Genomic DNA, 19,632 nt, shown 5'->3' with positions numbered 1-19,632 from the left:
AGCGCCTGCCGGGTGCGGCGGCGACACGGCGGGCCCCGCGCCCCAGGCCACCCGCGCGGAGCAGCCGGGCCCTGCCCGCCTTCCCTCCCCCGCGCCGGGCGCGGGGATATTCGAGCCGGAACGTCTCGCTATTAAGCTTGGCGGGTGCCCACGAACCAGGAACGCCGAGCCGAGACGCCCGCCGCTGCCCCCCGCAGGCGGGGCCGCAAGCGCAGCGAGGAGACCCGCCTGGCGATCCTGACCGCGGCCCTCGCCCTCCTCTCCGAGGTCGGCTACGCCGGGCTGACGATCGAGGGCATCGCCGCCAGGGCGGGCTGCGGCAAGCAGACGATCTACCGCTGGTGGCCCACGAAGGGCGACGTGCTCCTCGACGCGCTGGCCCTCAAGGCCGAGACGCACGTGACGATCGCCGACCACGGCTCGTACGCGGCCGACCTGCGCGCGTTCCTCGCCGACAGCTTCCGCCTCGGGCGCCTCCCGCAGGTGACCGAGGTGCTGCGGGCGATGGTGGCCCAGGCGCTGGCCGACCCGGAGTTCGCCGGGCGCTTCCGCGAGACCTTCCTCGCCACCAGGCGCGAGGCGCTGAGCACCGTGGTCCTGCGGGCCCGCGAGCGCGGCGACCTGCCCCCGCGCCCGGCCCCGGGCACCGTGCTCGACCTCGTCTTCGGCGTCCTGTGGTACCGGGTCCTCATCACGGGCGGGCCGCTCGACGAAGACCTCGTCGGGGAGTTGCTCGCCGCACTGACGTCCGGCGACTGACGGCCCTCTTCCCAACAGGGTGTGCTTCGCGTCACACTCGCATCGTCCGGCGATGCCCCACCAACGGAGGTGGCAAGGGATGTCCGTGTCCGAGGAGCTGCGGTCCGCCAGGCGGTGCCTGGACGACCTCACCCGCTGCGTCTCCCGCCTCGAACAGGAGCTCGGCACCGGCCTCGACATCCGCAGACTGCGCAGCGGCACGGACCACCTGCGCGAGAGCCTCGACCTGCTCGCCGCGCTCGCCGCCGCGGGGCCAGACCCCACCGGCGGCCGCGCCGGGCAGCCGCCGACGGCGCGGCCGGTGACGGCGGCCGACCTCGCGGCGGGCGAGATGATCGCGGTCCCCGACGCGCCCTACGACCCGCGCCTGTGGGCCGACGCGGACGACGAGGGGCTGGGCGCGCGGCACGGGCCGGGGCCGGCCTGACCGCGCCAGAGCCCGCCCGTTCCGTCTCCCCTAAGGACCCGTCGTGGCCACCCAGACCCCCTCGCGCACCAGTCAGGCCGGCAGGCGAGCCGCCATCGCAGAGCGCCACCTGCGGGTCGACCGCTGGTGGCTCTCCCCGGCGATCACCGTGGTGGCGCTGCTCGCCTTCGTCGTGTACGCGACCTGGCGGGCGTTCGCCAACGCCGACTACTACGCGGCCCCCTACGTCTCGCCGTTCTACTCCCCCTGCCTCGCCGACAACTGCGAGGAGATGCGCGGCGGCGCCAACTGGGCGCTGTTCGGCGACTGGTGGGGCCTCTCGCCCGCGCTGATCTTCCTCGGGCTGCCCCTGGGCTTCCGCCTGACCTGCTACTACTACCGCAAGGCGTACTACCGCAGCTTCTGGGCCTCCCCGCCCGCCTGCGCCGTCGCCGAGCCGCACTCCTCCTACTCGGGCGAGCGCCGCTTCCCGCTGATCCTCAACAACAGCCACCGGTACTTCTTCTACGCCTCGGCCGCGATCGCCCTGATCCTCACCTGGGATGCGGTGCTCGGCTTCCGCGACGAGGACTACTCCTGGGGCCACGCCGGACTCGGCACCCTGATCCAGCTGGTCAACATCGCGCTGGTGTGGGCCTACACCCTCTCCTGCCACTCCTGCCGCCACATCATGGGCGGGCGCCTCAAGAGCTTCTCCACCCACCCGGTGCGCTACCGCATGTGGACCTTCGTCAGCCGGCTGAACGGCCGTCACATGGCGCTCGCCTGGGCCTCGCTGACCAGCCTGGCGCTGACGGACCTGTACGTGTACCTGCTCGCCACCGACGTGTTCTCCGACCCCCGGCTGTTCTAGCCGCGGGTGGCCGCGCGGCGCGGCCGGCGGCGGACGAGGGCGCCGCGGAGCGGGAAGCACCGTCCATAGGAAGCCGGAGAAGGAAGAAGACGAAGTGAGCACAGTGGAACGGCAGTCGTGGGACGTGGTGGTCGTCGGCGCCGGCGGGGCCGGGCTGCGGGCGGCCATCGAGGCCCGCGAGCAGGGCCTGCGGACGGCGGTGATCTGCAAGTCCCTCTTCGGCAAGGCCCACACGGTGATGGCCGAGGGCGGCATCGCCGCCAGCATGGGCAACGTCAACGCCGGGGACAACTGGCAGGTCCACTTCCGCGACACGATGCGCGGCGGGAAGTTCCTCAACCACTGGCGCATGGCCGAGTTGCACGCCAAGGAGGCGCCCGACCGGGTGTGGGAGCTGGAGACCTGGGGCGCCCTGTTCGACCGGACGCCCGACGGGCGGATCTCGCAGCGCAACTTCGGCGGCCACGAGTACCCCAGGCTGGCGCACGTCGGGGACCGCACCGGCCTGGAGCTGATCCGCACCCTCCAGCAGCGGGTGGTGGCCCTCCAGCAGCAGGACTTCCGTGAGACCGGCGACTACGAGGCGCGCCTGAAGGTCTTCCAGGAGTGCACCGTCACCCGGATTCTGACGGAGGAGCCGCCGGGCGACGGGGCGGGGGAGCCGCGGGTGGCCGGGGTCTTCGGCTACGCGCGCGAGTCGGGGACGTTCTTCGTCGTCGAGGCCCCCGCCGTCGTGCTGGCCACCGGCGGCATCGGCAAGTCCTTCAAGGTGACCTCCAACTCCTGGGAGTACACCGGCGACGGGCACGCCCTCGCCCTGCTCGCGGGCGCCTCGCTGGTCAACATGGAGTTCGTCCAGTTCCACCCGACGGGCATGGTCTGGCCGCCCTCGGTGAAGGGCATCCTGGTCACCGAGTCGGTGCGCGGGGACGGCGGCGTGCTGCGCAACAGCGAGGGCCGCCGGTTCATGTTCGACTACATCCCCGACGTGTTCCGGAGCCAGTACGCGCAGGACGAGGCCGAGGGCGACCGCTGGTACCAGGACCCGGACCACAACCGCCGCCCGCCCGAGCTGCTGCCGCGCGACGAGGTGGCCCGCGCCATCAACGCGGAGGTGAAGGCGGGCCGCGGCTCCCCGCACGGCGGGGTCTTCCTCGACGTGTCGAGCAGGCTGCCGGCCGAGGAGATCACCCGCAGGCTGCCCTCCATGCACCACCAGTTCAAGCAGCTGGCGGACGTGGACATCACCCGGGAGCCGATGGAGGTGGGACCCACCTGCCACTACGTGATGGGCGGGGTCGACGTCGACCCCGACACGGCGGCGGCCACCGGCGTCGCCGGGCTCTTCGCGGCCGGCGAGGTGGCGGGCGGCATGCACGGCTCCAACCGGCTCGGCGGCAACTCCCTGTCCGACCTGCTGGTGTTCGGCCGGCGCGCCGGGCTGTACGCGGCCCGTTACGCCGCCGCCTTCACCGGCGGGGAGGGGGTGGGGGCCACCGCGGCGCGGCCGGCCGCGCCCGAGGCGCAGGTCGAGGCGGCGGTGGCCGAGGCGCTCGCCCCCTTCGAGGCCGCCGCGCGCGAGGGCGGCGGGGGCGGCGAGGACACCGGGGGGAGCGAGAACCCCTACGCGGTGCACCAGGCCCTGCAGCAGACGATGAACGACCTGGTGGGCATCATCAGGCGCGAGTCCGAGATGGCCGAGGCCCTGCGGCGGCTGGCCGAGCTGCGCGACCGGGCCTTGCGGGTGGCCGTCGAGGGGCACCGGCAGTACAACCCCGGCTGGCACCTGGCGATGGACCTGCGCAACATGCTGCTGGTCAGCGAGTGCGTGGCGCTGGCCGCGAAGGAACGCACCGAGTCCAGGGGCGGGCACACCAGGGACGACTTCCCGCGGATGGACCGCGAGTGGCGGCGGGTCAACCTGCTGTGCTCGCTGCGTCCCGGGGGCGGCAGGGTCGGGCTGACCCGCCGCGAACTGCCGCCGATGCGCGGCGACCTGCTCGGCCTCTTCGAGAAGGAAGAGCTGGCCAAATACCTGACGGACGAGGAGCTGACTGCCCGGTGAGCACCAGCACCAGCTACGAGGCGAAGTTCCGGGTGTGGCGCGGCGACGCCGACTCCGGCGAGCTCAGGGACTTCACGATCGAGGTCAACGAGGGCGAGGTGGTCCTCGACATCATCCACCGCCTGCAGGCCACCCAGGCCCCGGATCTCGCGGTCAGGTGGAACTGCAAGGCGGGCAAGTGCGGCTCGTGCAGCGCGGAGATCAACGGCAGGCCCCGGCTGATGTGCATGACCCGCATGTCGCTCTTCGCGCCGGAGGACACGATCACCGTCACGCCCCTGCGGACGTTCCCGGTGATCAGGGACCTGGTCACGGACGTCGAGTTCAACTACCGGAAGGCGCGGGAGATCCCGGCCTTCGTCCCGCCGGCCGGCCTCGCCCCCGGCGAGTACCGGATGCGGCAGGAGGACGTGGGGCGCTCGCAGGAGTTCCGCAAGTGCATCGAGTGCTTCCTGTGCCAGGACGTGTGCCACGTGGTGCGCGACCACGAGGAGAACAAGCAGGCGTTCGCCGGGCCGCGTTTCCTGATGCGGATGGCCGAGCTCGACATGCACCCCCTCGACGAGGCGTCCCGCGAGGGCCTGGACCGGCAGCGGGCCGTCCAGGAGGAGCACGGGCTCGGCTTCTGCAACATCACCAAGTGCTGCACCGAGGTCTGCCCGGAGTCGATCAAGATCACGGACAACGCGCTGATCCCGATGAAGGAGCGCGCGGTGGATCGCAAGTACGACCCCCTGGTGTGGCTGGGCAGCAAGATCCGCCGCCGCCGTTCCGACTGAGCCCCCGGGCCGGGCACCCCTGCCCGCGGTCGCGGCGGCGCGAGGCGAGGCGGCGGGCCCGGGCGGGTGCCCGGCCGCGGGACCGGACCGGCCGCGGGCGGGCGGCGTGATCGTGGGCGCCGTGATGGTGGGCGGCGCGGTCGCGGGCGGCGCGGCGCGGGCCTACCGTCGTGGGTGAGGCGGCTCGGGGTCACTCGGGGTGAGAGGTGGGCTGGGCCAATGCGAGCAGCACGCGCGGCCGCGCGGGCCGCGGCCGTCGCGGCGTGCGCCCTCGGCCCCGTCCTGGGCCCCACCCCCGCCCCGGCGGCGGCCCTCGCCCCGGCCGCCCCCTCCCCCGCCGCGGACACCGTGCGCCTCGACCCCGCCGGGCAGGTCACCGACCGCGCCGGGGCGCTGGGCAGGCGGGAGGGCGAGGTGCAACGGGCCCTGTGGCGGCTGGAGGCGGACGCCGGCCTGCAGCTGTTCGTCGCGTACGTGCACGACTTCTCCGGCCACGAGCCACAGTCCTGGGCCGACTTCGCCGCGGTGCGCAATCGCCTCGGCTCCCGGGATCTGCTGCTGGCCGTGGCCACCGGCGAGGGCCGCCACGCCGTCTCCGCCGACGTCGCCTCCGGCCTGACGGCGGCCCGGCTCAGGGAGGTCGACCGGCACGAGATCTCCCCCGCGCTGCGGGCGCACGACTGGGCGGGCGCCGCGCTCGGCGCCGCCCACGGCTACTCCGCCGGCCCCGTCGGCTCGGTCGGCACGCCGTCCACCGGCCGGCTCGCCCGCGACACCGCTCCCGGCAACGGGGGCAAGCACGTCGTGTCCCTGGTGCTGCCGCTCGCGGGGCTGGTGGTGGCCGCGCTGCTGATCTGGTACCTCGCCAGGCACGGCGTGCCCAGCCGGCGCCGGCTGGTGCCGCGGCGCTGGTCCTCCGAGGCCGCCGAGCCGCCGGGCGGGACCGGGGAGGACTCACTCGAACGGCTGAACAGCAGGGCGCGCGGCCGGCTGATCGACCTGGACGACGCGGTGCGCGACCGTGCCGCCGAGCTGTCCTTCGCGACGGGCGACCCGCCGCGCGAACTCGGCGCGGCGGCCGAGGAGACGGCGGCGGCGCTGCGTACCCGCCACCACCTCGACGACCCCGCGGTGCGGCGGGACGGGCAGGAGCGGCGGCGGCTGCTCGAGGAGATCCTGGCCAGGTGCGAGACGGCAGGGCACCGGCTGGAGGCCGTGCGCCCGGCCCAGGAGCCCGGCGAGGCGCTGCGGGCCCTGCGCCCCAGGGCCGACGCACTCCCCGGGCACATCGCCAGGGCGGAGCAGGCGGCCGGGCTGCTCCCGCCGGACGACCCGGTCCGCGCGCACCCGCAGGCCGCCAGGGAACGGCTGGCCCGGGTCGTCGAGGAGCTGGGCCGCGCCGACGAGGAGAGCCGCAGGGCGGTGCGGGCCGCCCAGGTGGCGGTCGTCCAGGCGGAGGCGCTCGCCGAGGGCGTGCCCAGGCGGGCGCGCGAATTGGACGAGGCCCGCGCCCGGCTGGCCGAGGAGCTGCCCCTGGCCGAGGCGGACCTGGCCAAGGCGCGCGAGGAGCACGCGCTACACGGCCTGGTGGCCAGGGCGGAGCCGGTGCTCGCCCGGGCCTGGGAGGCCAGGCAGGACCCGTTCGGCGCGCTGCGGGACCTGGCGGAGGTGGACGGGCGGCTGGCCGAGGCGGTGGGGCCGGAGCGCGAGGGGAGCGAGCGGGCGGGCCGGGCGCGCACCCTGCTCGGCCACGCCCTGCTCGTCGCGGGCAGCGAGCTGGCCGCGGCCCAGGACTTCCTGGCCGCCCACCGGGACCGGATCGGCACGGCGGCCCGCGCCCGGCTGGCCGAGGCCGCCCACCACCTGTGGCGGGCGCGCCAGGCCGGGGAGGAGGACGCGGCGCTCGCCCTCCCGATGGCCTGGCGGGCGGACGCGCTGGCCCGCGAGGGGCGGGCGGCGGCGGCCGGGGACGCCGGGGCGGGCGGGTAGGGCGTGTCCTTCGGCTCAGCGCGGGGCCGCGCCCTCGGCCAGGGGGACGGGGAGCCGGGCCTGCTCCCCCTTGGCGCGGGGCAAAGGCGTACGAAAATGCCCTGTTCGGGGAGTTCCTGACGCCCTGTTCGGGGAGTAAGGCACTGGCGTAAGGTCTGGCATATGCAGATGGGGGGTGATGAATGAAGGGCACCAACCTGCGGCCCTGGCAGGTGATCCGTCAGGAGGAGGACGGCGGCCGCTACCGGATCGGGCAGTGCGCCACGCGCGCCGAGGCCCAGCGGCTGATTCAGCGGCTGCAGCTGAGCACCGACGGCCGGGTGGGCGCGTCCCGCGCCGCCCACTACGTCGTGGAGCGGGTGGAACCGGTGACACCCGCACAGCGCTGACCCTCGGCACACCATGCACAATCGGGTAAAAGGGACATTTATCCCAGACCCGACGGGGGCATGGCGTGACGACAGAACCTTCCGATCCGCGAGGCCCGGAAGACGCCTCCACCGGCGGCCGGGCGCGGCGCTCGCTGCTCGACCTGCTGCGGATCGGCACCGCCATCCTCGACACCCGCGGCCGGGTGCGGCTGTGGGCGCCGGCCACCGCGGCGATCCTCGGCTGGAGCGAGCGGCAGGCCGTCGGCAGGCCGCTCACCGACTTCGTCGCCGTGGCGCACCCCTTCGTGTACGCGGAGCGCGCCCGCCACGCCCACCGCACCCTGCTCCGGGAAGGCCACTGGCGCAGCGCGGTCCCCGTCCCGCTGCGCCACCGGGACGGCCATGTCGTCGAGCTGGCGGCCAGGGCCTGGCTGCTGCGGGACGCCGAGGGCAAGCCGGCCGTGCTCGCCAGCGTCATCGAGCGCGGCAAGGCGACCGCCGTGGAGCAGGACCTGGCCACCCTCGACGGGCTGTTCACCTCCTCCCCCCTGGGCATCGCCGTCTTCGACACCGAGCTGCGCGCCACCCGGGTCAACGAGGCCCTCGCCCGGCTGTACGGCAGGCACGGCACCGAGCTGGTCGGCAAGGCCGTGCCCGACGTGCTGCCCGCCCCGATGTCCCGGGAGATCTCCCGCATCCAGCGGGAGGTGATGCGCACCGGCGAGTCCGTGACCGACCTGATCGTCCCCTCCCCCGACGGGACCGGGGCCCACTCCCTCTCGCTCGGCCGCCTCACCGACCTGGGGGGCGAGGTCATCGGCGTCGGGTGCACCGTGATGGACGTCTCCGAGCGGCGCGAGGCGCTGGAGAAGATCGAACGCGCCCGGCAGCGCCTCGCCCTGCTCGACGACGTCGGCAGCGCCCTGGGCGACCTGCTCGACATGCGGCGCATCTGCGGGGCGCTCGCCGGCGCCCTCGCGCCCCGGCTGGGCGACTACGTCACCGTCGCGCTCCTGGAACGGGTCGCCGGGGGCGGGGACCCGCCGAGCGCCGCCGAGCGGCGCTCGGAGTGGCTGGTCCAGCTCGGCATCGGCACCCAGGAGGGGAACGCGGCGGCCCGGCACCGCCTGCGGCCCAACCAGCGATGCGCCTTCCAGCCGGGGCCGCTCTTCGGCGCCATCCTCGCCACCGGCACCCCGCACCTGTCGGAGACCAGGGAGGAGCTGATGGCGGCCGTCGGCCCCGACCCCAGGTCCGTCATCTACGAGGACCTCGGGGTCCAGTCGCTGATGGCCCTGCCGCTGCGCGCCCGCGGCACCGTGCTCGGCCTGCTGGTGATCGGCAGGACCGGCGGGCGGGTCCCCTTCGACCGCGAGGACCTGGCGCTGGCCATGGAGGTGGCCACCCGGGCCGGCATCCTCCTGGACAACGCCAGGCTGTACGCCCGCGAGCGGGAGGGCGCGCTGATGCTCCAGCGCAGCATGCTCCCCCAGTCGCTGCCGCGGCTGCCCGGCGTCGAGACCGGCCACCGCTACGTGCCGAGCAGCAGCGGGGCCGAGGTCGGCGGGGACTGGTTCGACGTCATCGCGCTGGCCGGGGGCCGGGTGGCCTTCGTGATCGGCGACGCGACGGGGCACGGGCTGCGGGCCGCCGCCACCATGGGCCAGCTGCGGACGGCGGTCCGCACCCTGGCCGGGCTCGACCTCGCGCCCGCCGAGCTGCTGCGGCGGCTCAACAGCATCGGCCGGGACATCGCCCAGCACTCCGACGACCCCCTGCTCGCCACCTGCATCTACGCCGTCTACGACCCGGCCGGCGGCGTCTGCACCTTCGCCAAGGCCGGGCACGTGCCGCCGGTGCTCGTCACCCGGGAGGGGGACGCGTGGCGCGCCGCGCCGCTCGAACTCCCCCAGGGCGCGCCCCTCGGGGTGGACGACGCCCCCTTCGAGGAGCTGCGGATCGAACTCGCGGAGGGCTCGCTGCTCGTCCTCTTCACGGACGGGCTGATCGAGACCCGGGGCGAGGACATCACCGAGGGCCTGGACCGGCTGTGCGCACTGCTGCCGCGGGCCGTCGGCTCGGGCGCCCCGCTGGAGGAGGTCTGCGACCGGGTGGTCGGGGAGGTGCGCCCGCGCACCGAGGAGCGGCTTTCGGACGACCTGGCCCTGCTGGTGGCCCGGCTCGGCGGCCTGCCGGGCGACCGGGTCGCGAGCTGGACCTTCACGGCGGAGCGGCAGATCGTGCGCCGGGCCAGGCGCGGGGTGCGCGAGACGCTGCGCGCCTGGGACCTGCCGGAGCTCGTGGACCGCGCCGAACTGCTGGTGAGCGAGCTGGTCACCAACGCGGTGCGGCACGCCCGCGGCCCCATCGAGGTGCGGCTGGTGCGCGGCCGCTCGCTGCTCGTCGAGGTGACCGACCCCGTGCCGGAACCGCCCCGGGAGCGGCGGGTCACGGCGGAGGACGAGGGCGGGCGCGGGCTGCACCTGGTCGCCCGGCAGTCCCGGCGCTGGGGCACGCGGAACCGCCCGGTCGGCAAGACCGTGTGGTGCGAACTCGACCTGCCCTGAGCGCCCGCGGGAGGGGCGGCGGGGCGCTCATCGGACCGGCAGGTGGTAGGCGACGCGGAAGCGGTCGGCGGGGATCACCACGTCCGCGGTCTCCACGGGCAGGCCACCTGCCTGGTAGGTCCGCTCGATGACCAGCACCACGTGGCCCGGCAGCCCGCCGAGCAGCCTGGCCTCGTCGGCGAGCGCGGGACGCGCGCCCACGCCCTCGGCGACGTTGTCCACGACCACGTCGATCGCGGCCATCCGCTCCACCACGCCCCGCCCGGCCAGCGGCCCCTGCTCGGGCAGCATCACGGGCGTGCGGCCGGTGAGCCGCAGCGGCTCCCAGGAGGTCGACAGCATCACCGGCTCCCCCTCGGCGCGGAAGACGTACCGGGTGCACATCACCGGGTCGCCCGGCTCGATCCGCAGCCGCTCGGCCACGGCGGGCCCGGCCTCGGCCTGCTCGCTGCGGCCCTCCCAGGTGCCGCGCACCCGCTCGTCGGTCTGCTCCTGGCGGAAGGGCGAGCACTCGCCGAGCGTGCGGTACCCGCTGCGGCAGATCGTGCGGGGCACGGGGCGCTCCCGGACGTAGGTGCCGGAGCCCGACCTGCCCTCCACCAGGCCCTCGGCCATGAGGACCTTCCTGGCCTCCAGGGCCACGGTGTCGGACACGCCGTACTTGGCGCGGATGCTGGCCTGCGAGGGGAGTCTGGTGTGCGGCGGCAGGCTCCCGTCGGCGATCTGCTGTCGAAGGTCTTCCGCTACTCGGAGATATGCGGGCTGTTCACCGAACGGCACGTGGCCCTCCCAGGGGTGCTCCCACAGGTGGCGAGAAGCTGCGTGGGGGACGGGTCGGGTTTCAGAGGACGGGGTGGATGAGGAGGGACGAGGAGAGATGAAGGGGAACGAAGACGGACGAAAGAGGGACGAAGGGGGATGAAGGGTGACGAAGGGGAAGGAAGAGAGACGAGGGGGACGGGGACCGGAGGGACGGAAGCGGCGGGACCGGCCCGGAAGCCGGCTCGGGCGTCGACGACATGGGGATTCGTTGACAACCAGCAACAGAGTGACAACAGAACGTGTCCGCCCGCAAGGGGCGGCCAAAGATTCACCCGAAGTGATGACCCGGGGCTCCGCGCGCCTCCGCCGCCGCGCCGCCCCGCCCCTCCGCCGCCCTGCCCCACGGCCCCCGCGGCCTCCCCATGAGCCTCCCCATGGGCCTCCCCGCGGCCTCTCCCGGCTTCCCGCGGCCCCCTCCCGGCTTCCCGTCGGCCGGCCGGGCGCCCGCCGCACCCGCCGGGGCGGCGTCGGCCCCTCCCGCCGCGGCCGCCACAATGACCCCGTGCACACCAGAACCGCGCGCCTGAGGGAACTGCCGCTGCTGCAGGAGATAGAGCGGGCCGCGGGCGCGCCGTTCCGCGAGCTGGGCATGACGGAGATCGCCGAGGACGAGCCGCCCACCCTGGCGGAGCTCGCCGTCCACCAGCGCGCCGGGCTCGCGTGGGTCGCGGCCGACGACCGGGATCGCCCGGTGGCCTACCTGGTGGCGGCGCCCGTGGACGGCGGCCTCCACATCGAGCAGGTCTCGGTCCACCCCTCCCGCGCCCGCCGCGGCCTCGGCCGCTCGCTGATCGAGCACCTCGCCGGGCACGCCGCCGCCGGCGGGTACGCCGCGCTGACGCTGACGACGTTCGCCGACGTGCCGTGGAACGCCCCCTACTACGCGCGTTGCGGCTTCACGGCGCTCGCCGAGGAGGAGCTCACCCCCGGATTGCGCGCCATCGTGCGCCGGGAGCGCGCGGCCGGACTCGGGCGCTGGCCGCGCGTCTGCATGCGCCGCTCCATGTGACGCCCGGTGCCCCTGCAAGAATGTGCGGCCGAAGGCACGGAAGACTCGAAGGGGGACCCGCAGCAATGAGCGCGTCAGGCGGAACCAGGGCGATCGTCGCCGCGTTGGGGGCCAACCTGGCCATCGCGACGGCCAAGTTCGTGGCGGCAGGATTCAGCGGTTCCTCGTCGATGCTGGCCGAGGGCGTGCACTCGGTCGCCGACTCGGGCAACCAGGCCCTGCTGCTCGTCGGCGGGAAGCGGGCGAAGCGGGCGGAGAGCGAGGAGCACCCCTTCGGCTACGGCAGGGAGCGCTACGTCTACGCCTTCCTGGTCTCCATCGTGCTGTTCTCGGTCGGCGGCGTCTTCGCCCTCTACGAGGGGGTCGAGAAGATCAGGCACCCCCACGAGGTCGAGCACTGGTACTGGCCGGTGGGCGTGCTGATCTTCGCGATCTGCGCCGAGGGCTTCTCCTTCCGCACCGCGATAAAGGAGTCGAACGAGCTGCGCGGGCGGCAGTCCTGGCGGCAGTTCGTCCGCACCGCCAAGGCCCCGGAGCTGCCGGTGGTGCTGCTGGAGGACTTCGGCGCGCTGCTCGGCCTCGCGCTCGCGCTGGTCGGCGTGGTCGTCGCGCTGATCACCGGCGACGGCGTCTGGGACGGCGTGGGCACGATGTGCATCGGCGCGCTGCTGGTGATCATCGCGCTGGTGCTTGCGGTGGAGACCAAGTCGCTGCTGATCGGCGAGGCGGCAGGCCCCGAGTCGGTGGCGGCGATCCGGCGGGCGATCGTCGACGGCGAGCGGGTCACCCGCGTCATTCACATGCGCACCCTGCACCTCGGCCCCGAGGAGCTGCTGGTCGCGGCGAAGATCGGCGTGCAGAGCGGAGACGACGCGGGCGAGGTGGCGCGCGCGATCGACGCGGCGGAGAGCCGCATCCGCGAGGCGGTGCCCATCGCCCGCGTCATCTATCTGGAGCCCGACATCTACCGGGACTCCGCCGCGCCGGCCGCGGCCGAGGCCGACCCGGGGAAGGCGTAGCGCCGGGCCCGCCCCGCGAAGGCGGCGGGGCCGGTGCCCCACGGCGCGCGTCGCGCCGCGGGGCACCGGCCCCTTCGTGTGCGCCTCCGGCCGCCTCGGGGGCCGGGACGGTCACTTCCGGTCGCTTCCTGTCACCTGCGGCCGAAGGAACGGGCCCGGACGGCCGGGAAACGATCGGACGGCCGGCGGAAGACGAGCGGCGGCTGCCGGCGGGGCACCGCGGGGATCAGCCGGGGCCCCCGGCGCGCCCTCCCGAAGGCCGCCGGCCGTGGCGCGGGCGGGCCCGGCCGGCCCGCCCGCGCCGTTCGGCCTCGTTCGGCCTCGTTCGGCATAGTTCGGCATCGTTCGCATCGTTCGGCATACCGCCCGAATCCGCTCGTTCCCGATCAGAACTGCAGCGCCCAGGAGTTGAGACGGCCCTCGTCCGCCCCGGCGTTGTCCGTCACCGAGAGCGTCCAGGTGCCATCCGCGTCCAGTCCGGAGCCGTTCAGCGTGTAGACCGCGTTCAGGTCGTCGGTGGAGCCGCCGCTCTGGTCCTGGAGGACCCGGGTGGTGCCGTCGGGCGCCCGGAGCTCGACGGTCAGGTCGCCGATGTAGGTGTGGGTGATGTCGACCTCGACCTGGAACAGCCCGTCGAGGACGCCCACGTCGCTGACGTCGATCGTGGACTCCGAGGTCTCGTAGTCGTTGATCGGCACCGTGCCCGAGCTGGTGAAACGCGGCCCGTCGGGGAGTTCGGGCGCGCCGCCCTCGCCGCCGATGTGCAGCAGCGCGTTGACGGTGTCGGCCGGGATGTCGGTGAGCCGGTAGTACACCGCGGAGTCCACCAGGTGGTCCTGCACCTCGGCCGGGGTGGCGTCGGGGTGGTCGGCCAGGTAGAGGGCGGCGGCGCCGGCGACGTGCGGGGTGGCCATCGAGGTGCCCGAGATGGTGTCGCTCGCGGTGTCGCTGGTGTTCCAGGCGGAGGTGATCTCGCTGCCGGGCGCGAAGAGGTCGACGACGGAGCCGACGTTGGAGAAGTAGGACCTGGCGTCGGTCTCGTCGCTCGCCCCGACGGTGATGGCCTCCTCGACGCGGGCGGGCGAGGTACCGGCCGCGTCGTCGCCGTAGTCGTTGCCCGCGGCGACCGCGAACACGACCCCCGCGTCGATGGCGTTGCGCACCGCCTCGTCGAGCGCGTCGTTGGCGCCGCCGCCCAGGCTCAGGTTCGCCACGGCCGGGCCGTGTACGTCGCCGGCGACGAAGTCCACGCCGGCGACGACCTCGTCGATGGTGCCCGAGCCGGTCTCGTCGAGCACGCGGACGGAGACGATGTCGGCTTCCTTGGCCAGGCCGTAGGTCTCGCCGGCGAGGGTGGCGGCGACGTGCGTGCCGTGGCCGTAGCCGTCGCTGCCGTCGCCGCCGAACGCGTCGAAGCCGAAGACGGCCCGGCCGCCGAACTCCTCGTGGGTGTAACGGACTCCGGTGTCCACGACGTACGCGGTCACGCCGGCGCCCGCCGAGTCGGGGTAGGTGAAGCTGTCGTCGAGCGGCAGGTCCGGCTGATCGATCCGGTCCTCACCCCACGAGGGCGGGTCGGTCTGGGTCTCGGCCACGTGCACCGTCTCGTTCTGCACGACCTCCTGGACCGCCGGGTCGGCGGCGAGTTCCAGGGCGTCCGCCTCGCTCATCTCGGCCGCGAAGCCGTTGAGCGCGTGGCGGTAGACGGTGGTCACCTTCGCGTCGTGGCTGTCGGCCAGTGTCTCGGCGCGCTGGGACGTCGCGGAAAAGGCGCTGTCCTTGAGAATGACGATGTAGCTGCCGTCGATCGCGTCGGCGGAGCCGGCCCCGGCGATCACGCCGCGTGCGCCGTCGTCCGCCTGGGCGACGGCGGGAACCGCCGCGCCGAGTCCCAGGCCGAGCAGGGTGGCGGCCGCCACGGCCGCACCGGTCCCGACTCGACCCGGCGTTCGCATCACTGCCATCGAGGGTTCTCCTCCTCATCGGTGGTGCGCTGATGTGTGATGGACGTGCACATGACAATCCATGGTCACGCGATCACCTCTCGAATCTTCCAAGCCCGTCCAGGAATTGACAAGAGTCGCTACCGGCGAGTCACATGAACGACATGTCGGTGAAGCACAGCGGTCACGGTGGGACATTCCCCCGCCGCCAAGCCGCCGCTTCCGCGCGGCGGACCGCGCCTTCCTGCCTCCGGGGCGCACCCTGCGGAAAACCGCAGTACGGCACTGCGGAGTAGCGGAGAAAAGGTCGGCGGCCACCCTCATACCGGCGGTGAGCTGGGATTCCTAGGCTTCTTCCCAGACGGGGGCCGGCGAGCCGCGTCGGCTCTCGGAGCCCCTTCCCGCATCGGCCCCGAGTCGATCCCGAGCCACCCGCGTGTTCTTCTCGTGAATTTCTGACGTGCTTTTCGTGTATCCGTCGTTCGTCCTTTGCCCGTCCCTCTTCCGCCCCTCTTCCCGTCCCTCTTCTCGTCCCTCTCCCGCCCCTCGCCGTCTCTCGCTCGTCCCCCGCTTGTCTCCCGCTTGTCTCGTTCGCCCCTTGCGCTTCCCGGATTTCGAGGTGCCCCATGCCGCTCGTGAATCAGTCCCTCCCCGACCAGCCCACCGGCGGCTTCGCGGGCTGGGCCGCTGACCTCGTCGACACGCTGGGCGGCCCGGGCGCCGGCCTCGCGATCGCCCTGGAGAATCTGTTCCCGCCCATCCCGAGCGAGGTGATCCTGCCCCTGACGGGCTTCGCGGCGGCGCGCGGCGTGCTCAGCCTGGTCTCCGCCCTGTGGTGGACGACGCTCGGCTCCGCGGTCGGCGCCCTCGCGCTCTACGGCCTCGGCGCCCTGCTCGGCAGGCAGCGGATGTACGCGATATGGGCCAGGCTGCCGCTGGTCAAGGTCGCCGACCTGCGGCGCACCGAGGAGTGGTTCGCGCGGCACGGGACGAAGGCGGTCCTGCTGGGCCGGATGGTGCCCGTCTTCCGCAGCCTGATATCCGTTCCCGCGGGCGTGGAGCGGATGCCGCTGCCCCGCTTCCTCGCCCTGACCACGCTGGGCAGCCTGCTGTGGAACACCGTGCTGGTGCTCGCCGGTTACTGGCTGGGCGACCAGTGGGACCGCGTCGAGTCGTACGTCGGCCTGCTCACCAAGGCGGTGCTCGTCCTGGCCGCGCTCGCGGTGGCCGCCTTCGTCGTCGTCAGACTGCGCGGACGCGGGCCCACCGGCGCCCACCGCCGCCCCTGACCCCCAATCCCCCTCCGGGCCCCCACCCGCACGCCGCGCCCTGCCCCGCGGCCGGTCCCCTCCCCGGCCCCCTCCCGGCTCCCTCCCGTCCCGCCCGCGCACCCCGTCCGCCCGTTCCCTGCCGCCCTGCACCGTCACCGTTTCCTGTCGTCCGTTCCCTGCCGTCCGTTTCCTGTCGCCCGTTCCCTGTCGTCCGTTCCCTGTCGTCCGTTCCTGTCGCCGCCCTGCGTGCGGCGGCCCACCAGCGAAAGGAGCGCCCGTGCCCGATACCGGCGCATCCGGACGGCCTTGTCCGCCCGTGGCCGGCTCGCTAGGCTCGGCCCGCGTGCGGCCGAACGTCGTCCGCGGCGGTCCGCCCGCCGCCTTTCCCCTCGCCCCGGACGCGGCCGGCCCCGGCCGCGAGGCGCCTCCCGTCCCCGGGGAGGCGCGGGCCCCGGCGGTCCGCCGTGTCCTCGGCGCGCTGCTCGGCCTGGGCACCGCGCTGATCGACCTGGCCTACTTCCTCCTCGTCGGCGCCGCCCTGGGCCCGCTCCTGCTGTGGCCGCGCACCCGGCCGCGGGCGCGAAGGGTGCTGACCGCGGGCGCCCGCGTGCTGGCCGAGCTGGAGCGGAGGCGCCGGCGCCGGTTCTTCCGCGACCGGTACCCGGCCGGCTGGGACGAGCGCAAGGCGCTGCACTACCTGGCGGGGCGGATGTACGCGGGCGTGCTGACGGGCATCGTCGCCGGCCTGCTCGGCTTCGGCGCCCTGCTGGCCGTGCTCGTGGTGCTCGCGGTCGCCCGCGGCGACATCGGCTGGGCCGAGCTGCTCGGCCAGGCCCTCCTGGGCGGCGCCCTGCTCTTTCTCGACCTGCAGGGCCTGGTCAGCCTGGCCACGCTGGAGCGCCGGCTGGCCCAGGAGTGCTTCGGCCCCTCGGAGCGGGAGCTGCTGGAACGCCGCATCTCCGAGCTGGCCGCGAGCCGCGCCGCCGTCATCAGGGCCGTCGACGCCGAACGCAGGCGCATCGAGCGCGATCTGCACGACGGGCTCCAGCAGCGGCTGGTGGCGCTGGCGATGCTGCTCGGCCGCGCCCGGCGCCACCACACGCCGGAGCGGACGCTGGCCCTGCTCACCCAGGCGCACGCCGAGGCCCAGGAGGTGATCGGCGAGCTGCGGGAGGTGGCGTGGCGGGCCTATCCGACGGCGCTGGACAGCCTCGGGCTCGAGGAGGCGCTCGCGGGCGCGGCCGACCGGTGCGCCCTCCCGGTCAGCCTCGACTACCGCCTCACCGGACGGCTGCCCGAGCCCGTGGAGACCGCGGCCTACTTCGTCGTCTCCGAGTGCGTCACCAATGCCGCCAAGCACTCCGGGGCCCGCGGCATACGGGTGCGGGTCGAGCGGGTGGGCGGCGCCGTCCTCGTCGGGGTCACCGACGACGGCGTGGGTGGCGCCGACCCGGCGGGGGGCGGCCTGGCCGGCCTGCGCGACCGGGTCGCCGGCCTGGAGGGCCGGCTGACCGTCAGCAGCCCGCCCGGCGGGCCCACCACGATCACCGCGGAGTTGCCGTGCGCCTGATTCTCGCCGAGGACTCGACCCTGCTGCGCGAGGGCCTCGTCCGGCTGCTGGTGGAGGAGGGCCACGAGGTGCTCGCCGCGGTCGGGGACGGGGAGTCGCTGGTCGCCGCGGTCGAACGCGAGCCGCCCGACGTCATCGTCGTCGACGTCCGGATGCCGCCCACGCACACCGACGAGGGCCTGCGCGCGGCCCTGGCGATCCGCGAGCGGTGGCCCGGCCTCGGGGTGCTCGTGCTCTCCCAGCACATCGAGCGGCACTACGCCGCCCAGTTGCTGTCCTCGGACGCGGCCGGGGTGGGCTATCTGCTGAAGGACCGCGTCGCGCAGGTGGAGGAGTTCCTCGACTCGCTGGAGCGCGTGCGGGCGGGCGGGGCCGCGATCGACTCCGAGGTGGTCCGCAAGCTGCTCGCCCGCACCACGCACGCCGACCCGCTCAGCCGCCTCACCCCGCGGGAGCGGACCGTGCTCGCCGAGATGGCCCAGGGCCACACCAACGCGGCCATCGCGGAGAAGCTGCACGTGTCCGTCAGCGCGGTGGAGAAGAACGCCAACGCGATCTTCGACAAGCTCGGCCTCGCGCACGCCACCGGCTACAGCCGCCGGGTGCTGGCCGTCCTGCGCTACCTGGACTCCTGAGGCGGCCCCGGGCGCTCCCTCTCCCGGGGCCGCGGGCGGCCCAATCCGGCGGCGGCCAGAGCCCGGGGCGGCGGCGGCTCGGGAGCCGGGGCCACGGGCCGCCCTGGTCCGGCGGCTCGGGCCCGGGCCGGTCACCGGGGTCGGTGCCTCAGGGCCGGTGCCGGGGTCACTCCCCGGTGCCGGTGATGAGCACGCGGGCCTTCTCGACCACGGGCGGGAAGGTCCCCTGCGGGTAGTCGATGTTGGAGAGGACCACGGACACCCAGCCGCCGGCCGGGTACATCTGCACGTCGGTCGACTCGCCCTGGGACCCGCCGCTGTGCCCGATGCCCCACTGCCCGTTCAGCAGCACCCGCATCGGCCCGTAGCACTGGAACATGGCGCGCGCGGGGCCGGCCGCCGCGGGTGCCGCGCCGTTCGAGGCGGCGGCGGGGGCGGGTTGTCCCGGGCCCTGCATCGAGCCGACGTTCGGGAGTTTCCCGCCGAGCGTGATCTCGGTGAACGCCGGGCCCGCCAGTCGCTCCCCCAGCAGCGCGTCCGCGAAGCGGGCCATGTCCCCGCTGGTGGCGAACGCGTCCCCGGAGGGGCTGCCCACGAAGTTCTTGCGGTCGACGACGTCCTCCCGCTCTCCCGAGGGCTGGAGGGCGTACGGGTGGGCGAGGCTCGGGTCGGTGCGCCACTGCTCCGCGGTGAAGAAGTCCGAGTCGGTCATTCCGGCCGCGCGGAAGACGTGCTCGCGGATGTAGTCGAAGTAGGACCGGCCCGACACCTCCTGGACGATCGCGCCCAGCACGTGGTAGCCGGAGTTGCTGTACTGCCAGCCGGCTCCCGGCGTGAAGTCCGTTCCGGTGCCGCGGATCAGGTCCGTTGCCCCGTCCATCGCCTGCTGGAGGGTCGTCCACCCCGCGGCCGTCTGCTCGAAGCCCGGGATCTGGAACAGGTCGCCGAGCCCCGAGGTGTGGGTGAGGAGGTGGTGCACCGTCACCTTCCCCGCGACCTCCTCCGGGAAGCCGTCGAGGTACGTGCCCACGGTGCGGGCGTAGTCGATCTCGCCCGCCTCGGCGAGCTGCGCGATGGCCACGGCCGTGAAGAGCTTCGTCACCGAGGCGAGCGCGAAGCGGGTGCCAGGGCCGTTCTCGATGCCGCGGGCCTGATCCGCCATGCCGTAGGAGCGGGCGAGCACCGGCCGCCCGTGATACGTCAGCAGCACGCTGCCGGAGAACTCCCCCGCCTCCGCCTGCTCCCGTACGAACCGGTCGAACTCGCCCCCGGGGCGCAGCTCTTCCGGTATCCCGCCGTCGGCTCCCCCGCGGGCGCCGTGCCGGGCCGTGGCCCCCGCGGCCCCCGCGGTGGCCGCCGAGGCCGGGGCCGCCGCGGCGGCCAGGGCGGCCCCGGAGGCGGCGGACGCTCCCAGGAGGCCGAGCATCGTTCGCCGAGTCGTCGTCATGGACCTCACCTGTCTCTCGCTGGTGCACTGCCCCCGCACTTCTATCCGGGGAGCGCGCTCGGCGGCCGATGGCCGGTCCATATGCCCTCCATACGCCGGCCGGGCG

At 74.4% G+C, this 19,632-nt stretch carries 16 protein-coding genes; 13 read left to right on the top strand and 3 right to left on the bottom strand.

Features of this window, described 5'->3' with window-relative positions:
- Positions 1–144 precede the first annotated feature (144 nt).
- From D7294_RS02400 to D7294_RS02365, 8 genes are all read left to right on the top strand, one after another.
- Positions 145–759, top strand: a complete 615-nt coding sequence (locus D7294_RS02400) for a TetR/AcrR family transcriptional regulator (RefSeq protein ID WP_120674835.1) — start codon at positions 145–147, stop codon at positions 757–759.
- Between the two features lie 79 nt (positions 760–838).
- Positions 839–1,186, top strand: a complete 348-nt coding sequence (locus D7294_RS02395) for a hypothetical protein (RefSeq protein ID WP_120674833.1) — start codon at positions 839–841, stop codon at positions 1,184–1,186.
- A 43-nt stretch (positions 1,187–1,229) separates the two neighbouring features.
- Positions 1,230–2,039 (top strand): hypothetical protein, encoded by an 810-nt coding sequence (locus D7294_RS02390; RefSeq protein ID WP_120674831.1) that lies wholly within the window; start codon positions 1,230–1,232, stop codon positions 2,037–2,039.
- A gap of 94 nt (positions 2,040–2,133) precedes the next feature.
- Complete coding sequence (locus D7294_RS02385; RefSeq protein WP_120674829.1) at positions 2,134–4,104, top strand: fumarate reductase/succinate dehydrogenase flavoprotein subunit; 1,971 nt, start codon at positions 2,134–2,136, stop codon at positions 4,102–4,104.
- Positions 4,101–4,883 carry a succinate dehydrogenase/fumarate reductase iron-sulfur subunit gene (locus D7294_RS02380; RefSeq protein WP_120674827.1) on the top strand — a complete coding sequence of 261 codons (783 nt, stop codon included), beginning with the start codon at positions 4,101–4,103 and terminating at the stop codon, positions 4,881–4,883. The genes D7294_RS02385 and D7294_RS02380 overlap by 4 nt, the downstream gene beginning before the upstream one ends.
- A gap of 219 nt (positions 4,884–5,102) precedes the next feature.
- Positions 5,103–6,872 (top strand): TPM domain-containing protein, encoded by a 1,770-nt coding sequence (locus D7294_RS32765; protein ID WP_120674825.1) that lies wholly within the window; start codon positions 5,103–5,105, stop codon positions 6,870–6,872.
- Positions 6,873–7,054: 182 nt separating this feature from the next.
- Positions 7,055–7,261 carry an SPOR domain-containing protein gene (locus tag D7294_RS32760; RefSeq protein ID WP_241562041.1) on the top strand — a complete coding sequence of 69 codons (207 nt, stop codon included), beginning with the start codon at positions 7,055–7,057 and terminating at the stop codon, positions 7,259–7,261.
- A gap of 65 nt (positions 7,262–7,326) precedes the next feature.
- Positions 7,327–9,810: a SpoIIE family protein phosphatase gene (locus D7294_RS02365; protein WP_120674824.1), complete on the top strand. Its 2,484-nt coding sequence runs from the start codon at positions 7,327–7,329 to the stop codon at positions 9,808–9,810.
- A gap of 27 nt (positions 9,811–9,837) precedes the next feature.
- Here D7294_RS02365 and D7294_RS02360 read toward each other — a convergent pair whose 3' ends face one another.
- Positions 9,838–10,590 (bottom strand): GntR family transcriptional regulator, encoded by a 753-nt coding sequence (locus tag D7294_RS02360; RefSeq protein ID WP_120674822.1) that lies wholly within the window; start codon positions 10,588–10,590, stop codon positions 9,838–9,840.
- 544 nt (positions 10,591–11,134) lie between these two features.
- On the opposite strand from D7294_RS02360, the gene D7294_RS02355 reads away from it, so the two are divergent.
- Together D7294_RS02355 and D7294_RS02350 are read left to right on the top strand one after the other, a co-directional pair.
- Positions 11,135–11,641: a GNAT family N-acetyltransferase gene (locus D7294_RS02355; RefSeq protein ID WP_241562040.1), complete on the top strand. Its 507-nt coding sequence runs from the start codon at positions 11,135–11,137 to the stop codon at positions 11,639–11,641.
- Between the two features lie 65 nt (positions 11,642–11,706).
- Positions 11,707–12,660 carry a cation diffusion facilitator family transporter gene (locus D7294_RS02350; RefSeq protein WP_120674820.1) on the top strand — a complete coding sequence of 318 codons (954 nt, stop codon included), beginning with the start codon at positions 11,707–11,709 and terminating at the stop codon, positions 12,658–12,660.
- Between the two features lie 386 nt (positions 12,661–13,046).
- On the opposite strand, the gene D7294_RS02345 is transcribed toward D7294_RS02350, so the two are convergent.
- The gene (locus D7294_RS02345) at positions 13,047–14,624 is read right to left on the bottom strand and encodes a S8 family peptidase (protein ID WP_120674818.1); all 1,578 of its coding nucleotides are present in this window, start codon (positions 14,622–14,624) and stop codon (positions 13,047–13,049) included.
- A 605-nt stretch (positions 14,625–15,229) separates the two neighbouring features.
- On the opposite strand from D7294_RS02345, the gene D7294_RS02340 reads away from it, so the two are divergent.
- From D7294_RS02340 to D7294_RS02330, 3 genes are all read left to right on the top strand, one after another.
- Positions 15,230–15,892 (top strand): DedA family protein, encoded by a 663-nt coding sequence (locus tag D7294_RS02340; protein WP_120674816.1) that lies wholly within the window; start codon positions 15,230–15,232, stop codon positions 15,890–15,892.
- A gap of 325 nt (positions 15,893–16,217) precedes the next feature.
- Positions 16,218–17,444: a sensor histidine kinase gene (locus D7294_RS02335; protein WP_120675309.1), complete on the top strand. Its 1,227-nt coding sequence runs from the start codon at positions 16,218–16,220 to the stop codon at positions 17,442–17,444.
- Entirely contained in the window at positions 17,435–18,079 is a 645-nt protein-coding gene (locus D7294_RS02330) for a response regulator transcription factor (RefSeq protein WP_120674814.1), read from the top strand. Before D7294_RS02335 ends, D7294_RS02330 begins: the two co-directional genes overlap by 10 nt.
- Before the next feature lie 166 nt (positions 18,080–18,245).
- On the opposite strand, the gene D7294_RS02325 is transcribed toward D7294_RS02330, so the two are convergent.
- Positions 18,246–19,526 (bottom strand): serine hydrolase domain-containing protein, encoded by a 1,281-nt coding sequence (locus D7294_RS02325; protein WP_120674812.1) that lies wholly within the window; start codon positions 19,524–19,526, stop codon positions 18,246–18,248.
- Between the last annotated feature and the right edge of the window lie 106 nt (positions 19,527–19,632).

This window comes from Streptomyces hoynatensis, assembly GCF_003626535.1.
GTDB lineage: Bacteria > Actinomycetota > Actinomycetes > Streptomycetales > Streptomycetaceae > Streptomyces > Streptomyces hoynatensis.
The sequence above is the reverse complement of the archived record's forward strand: the minus strand, read 5'-3'. Positions and strand labels throughout refer to the sequence as shown.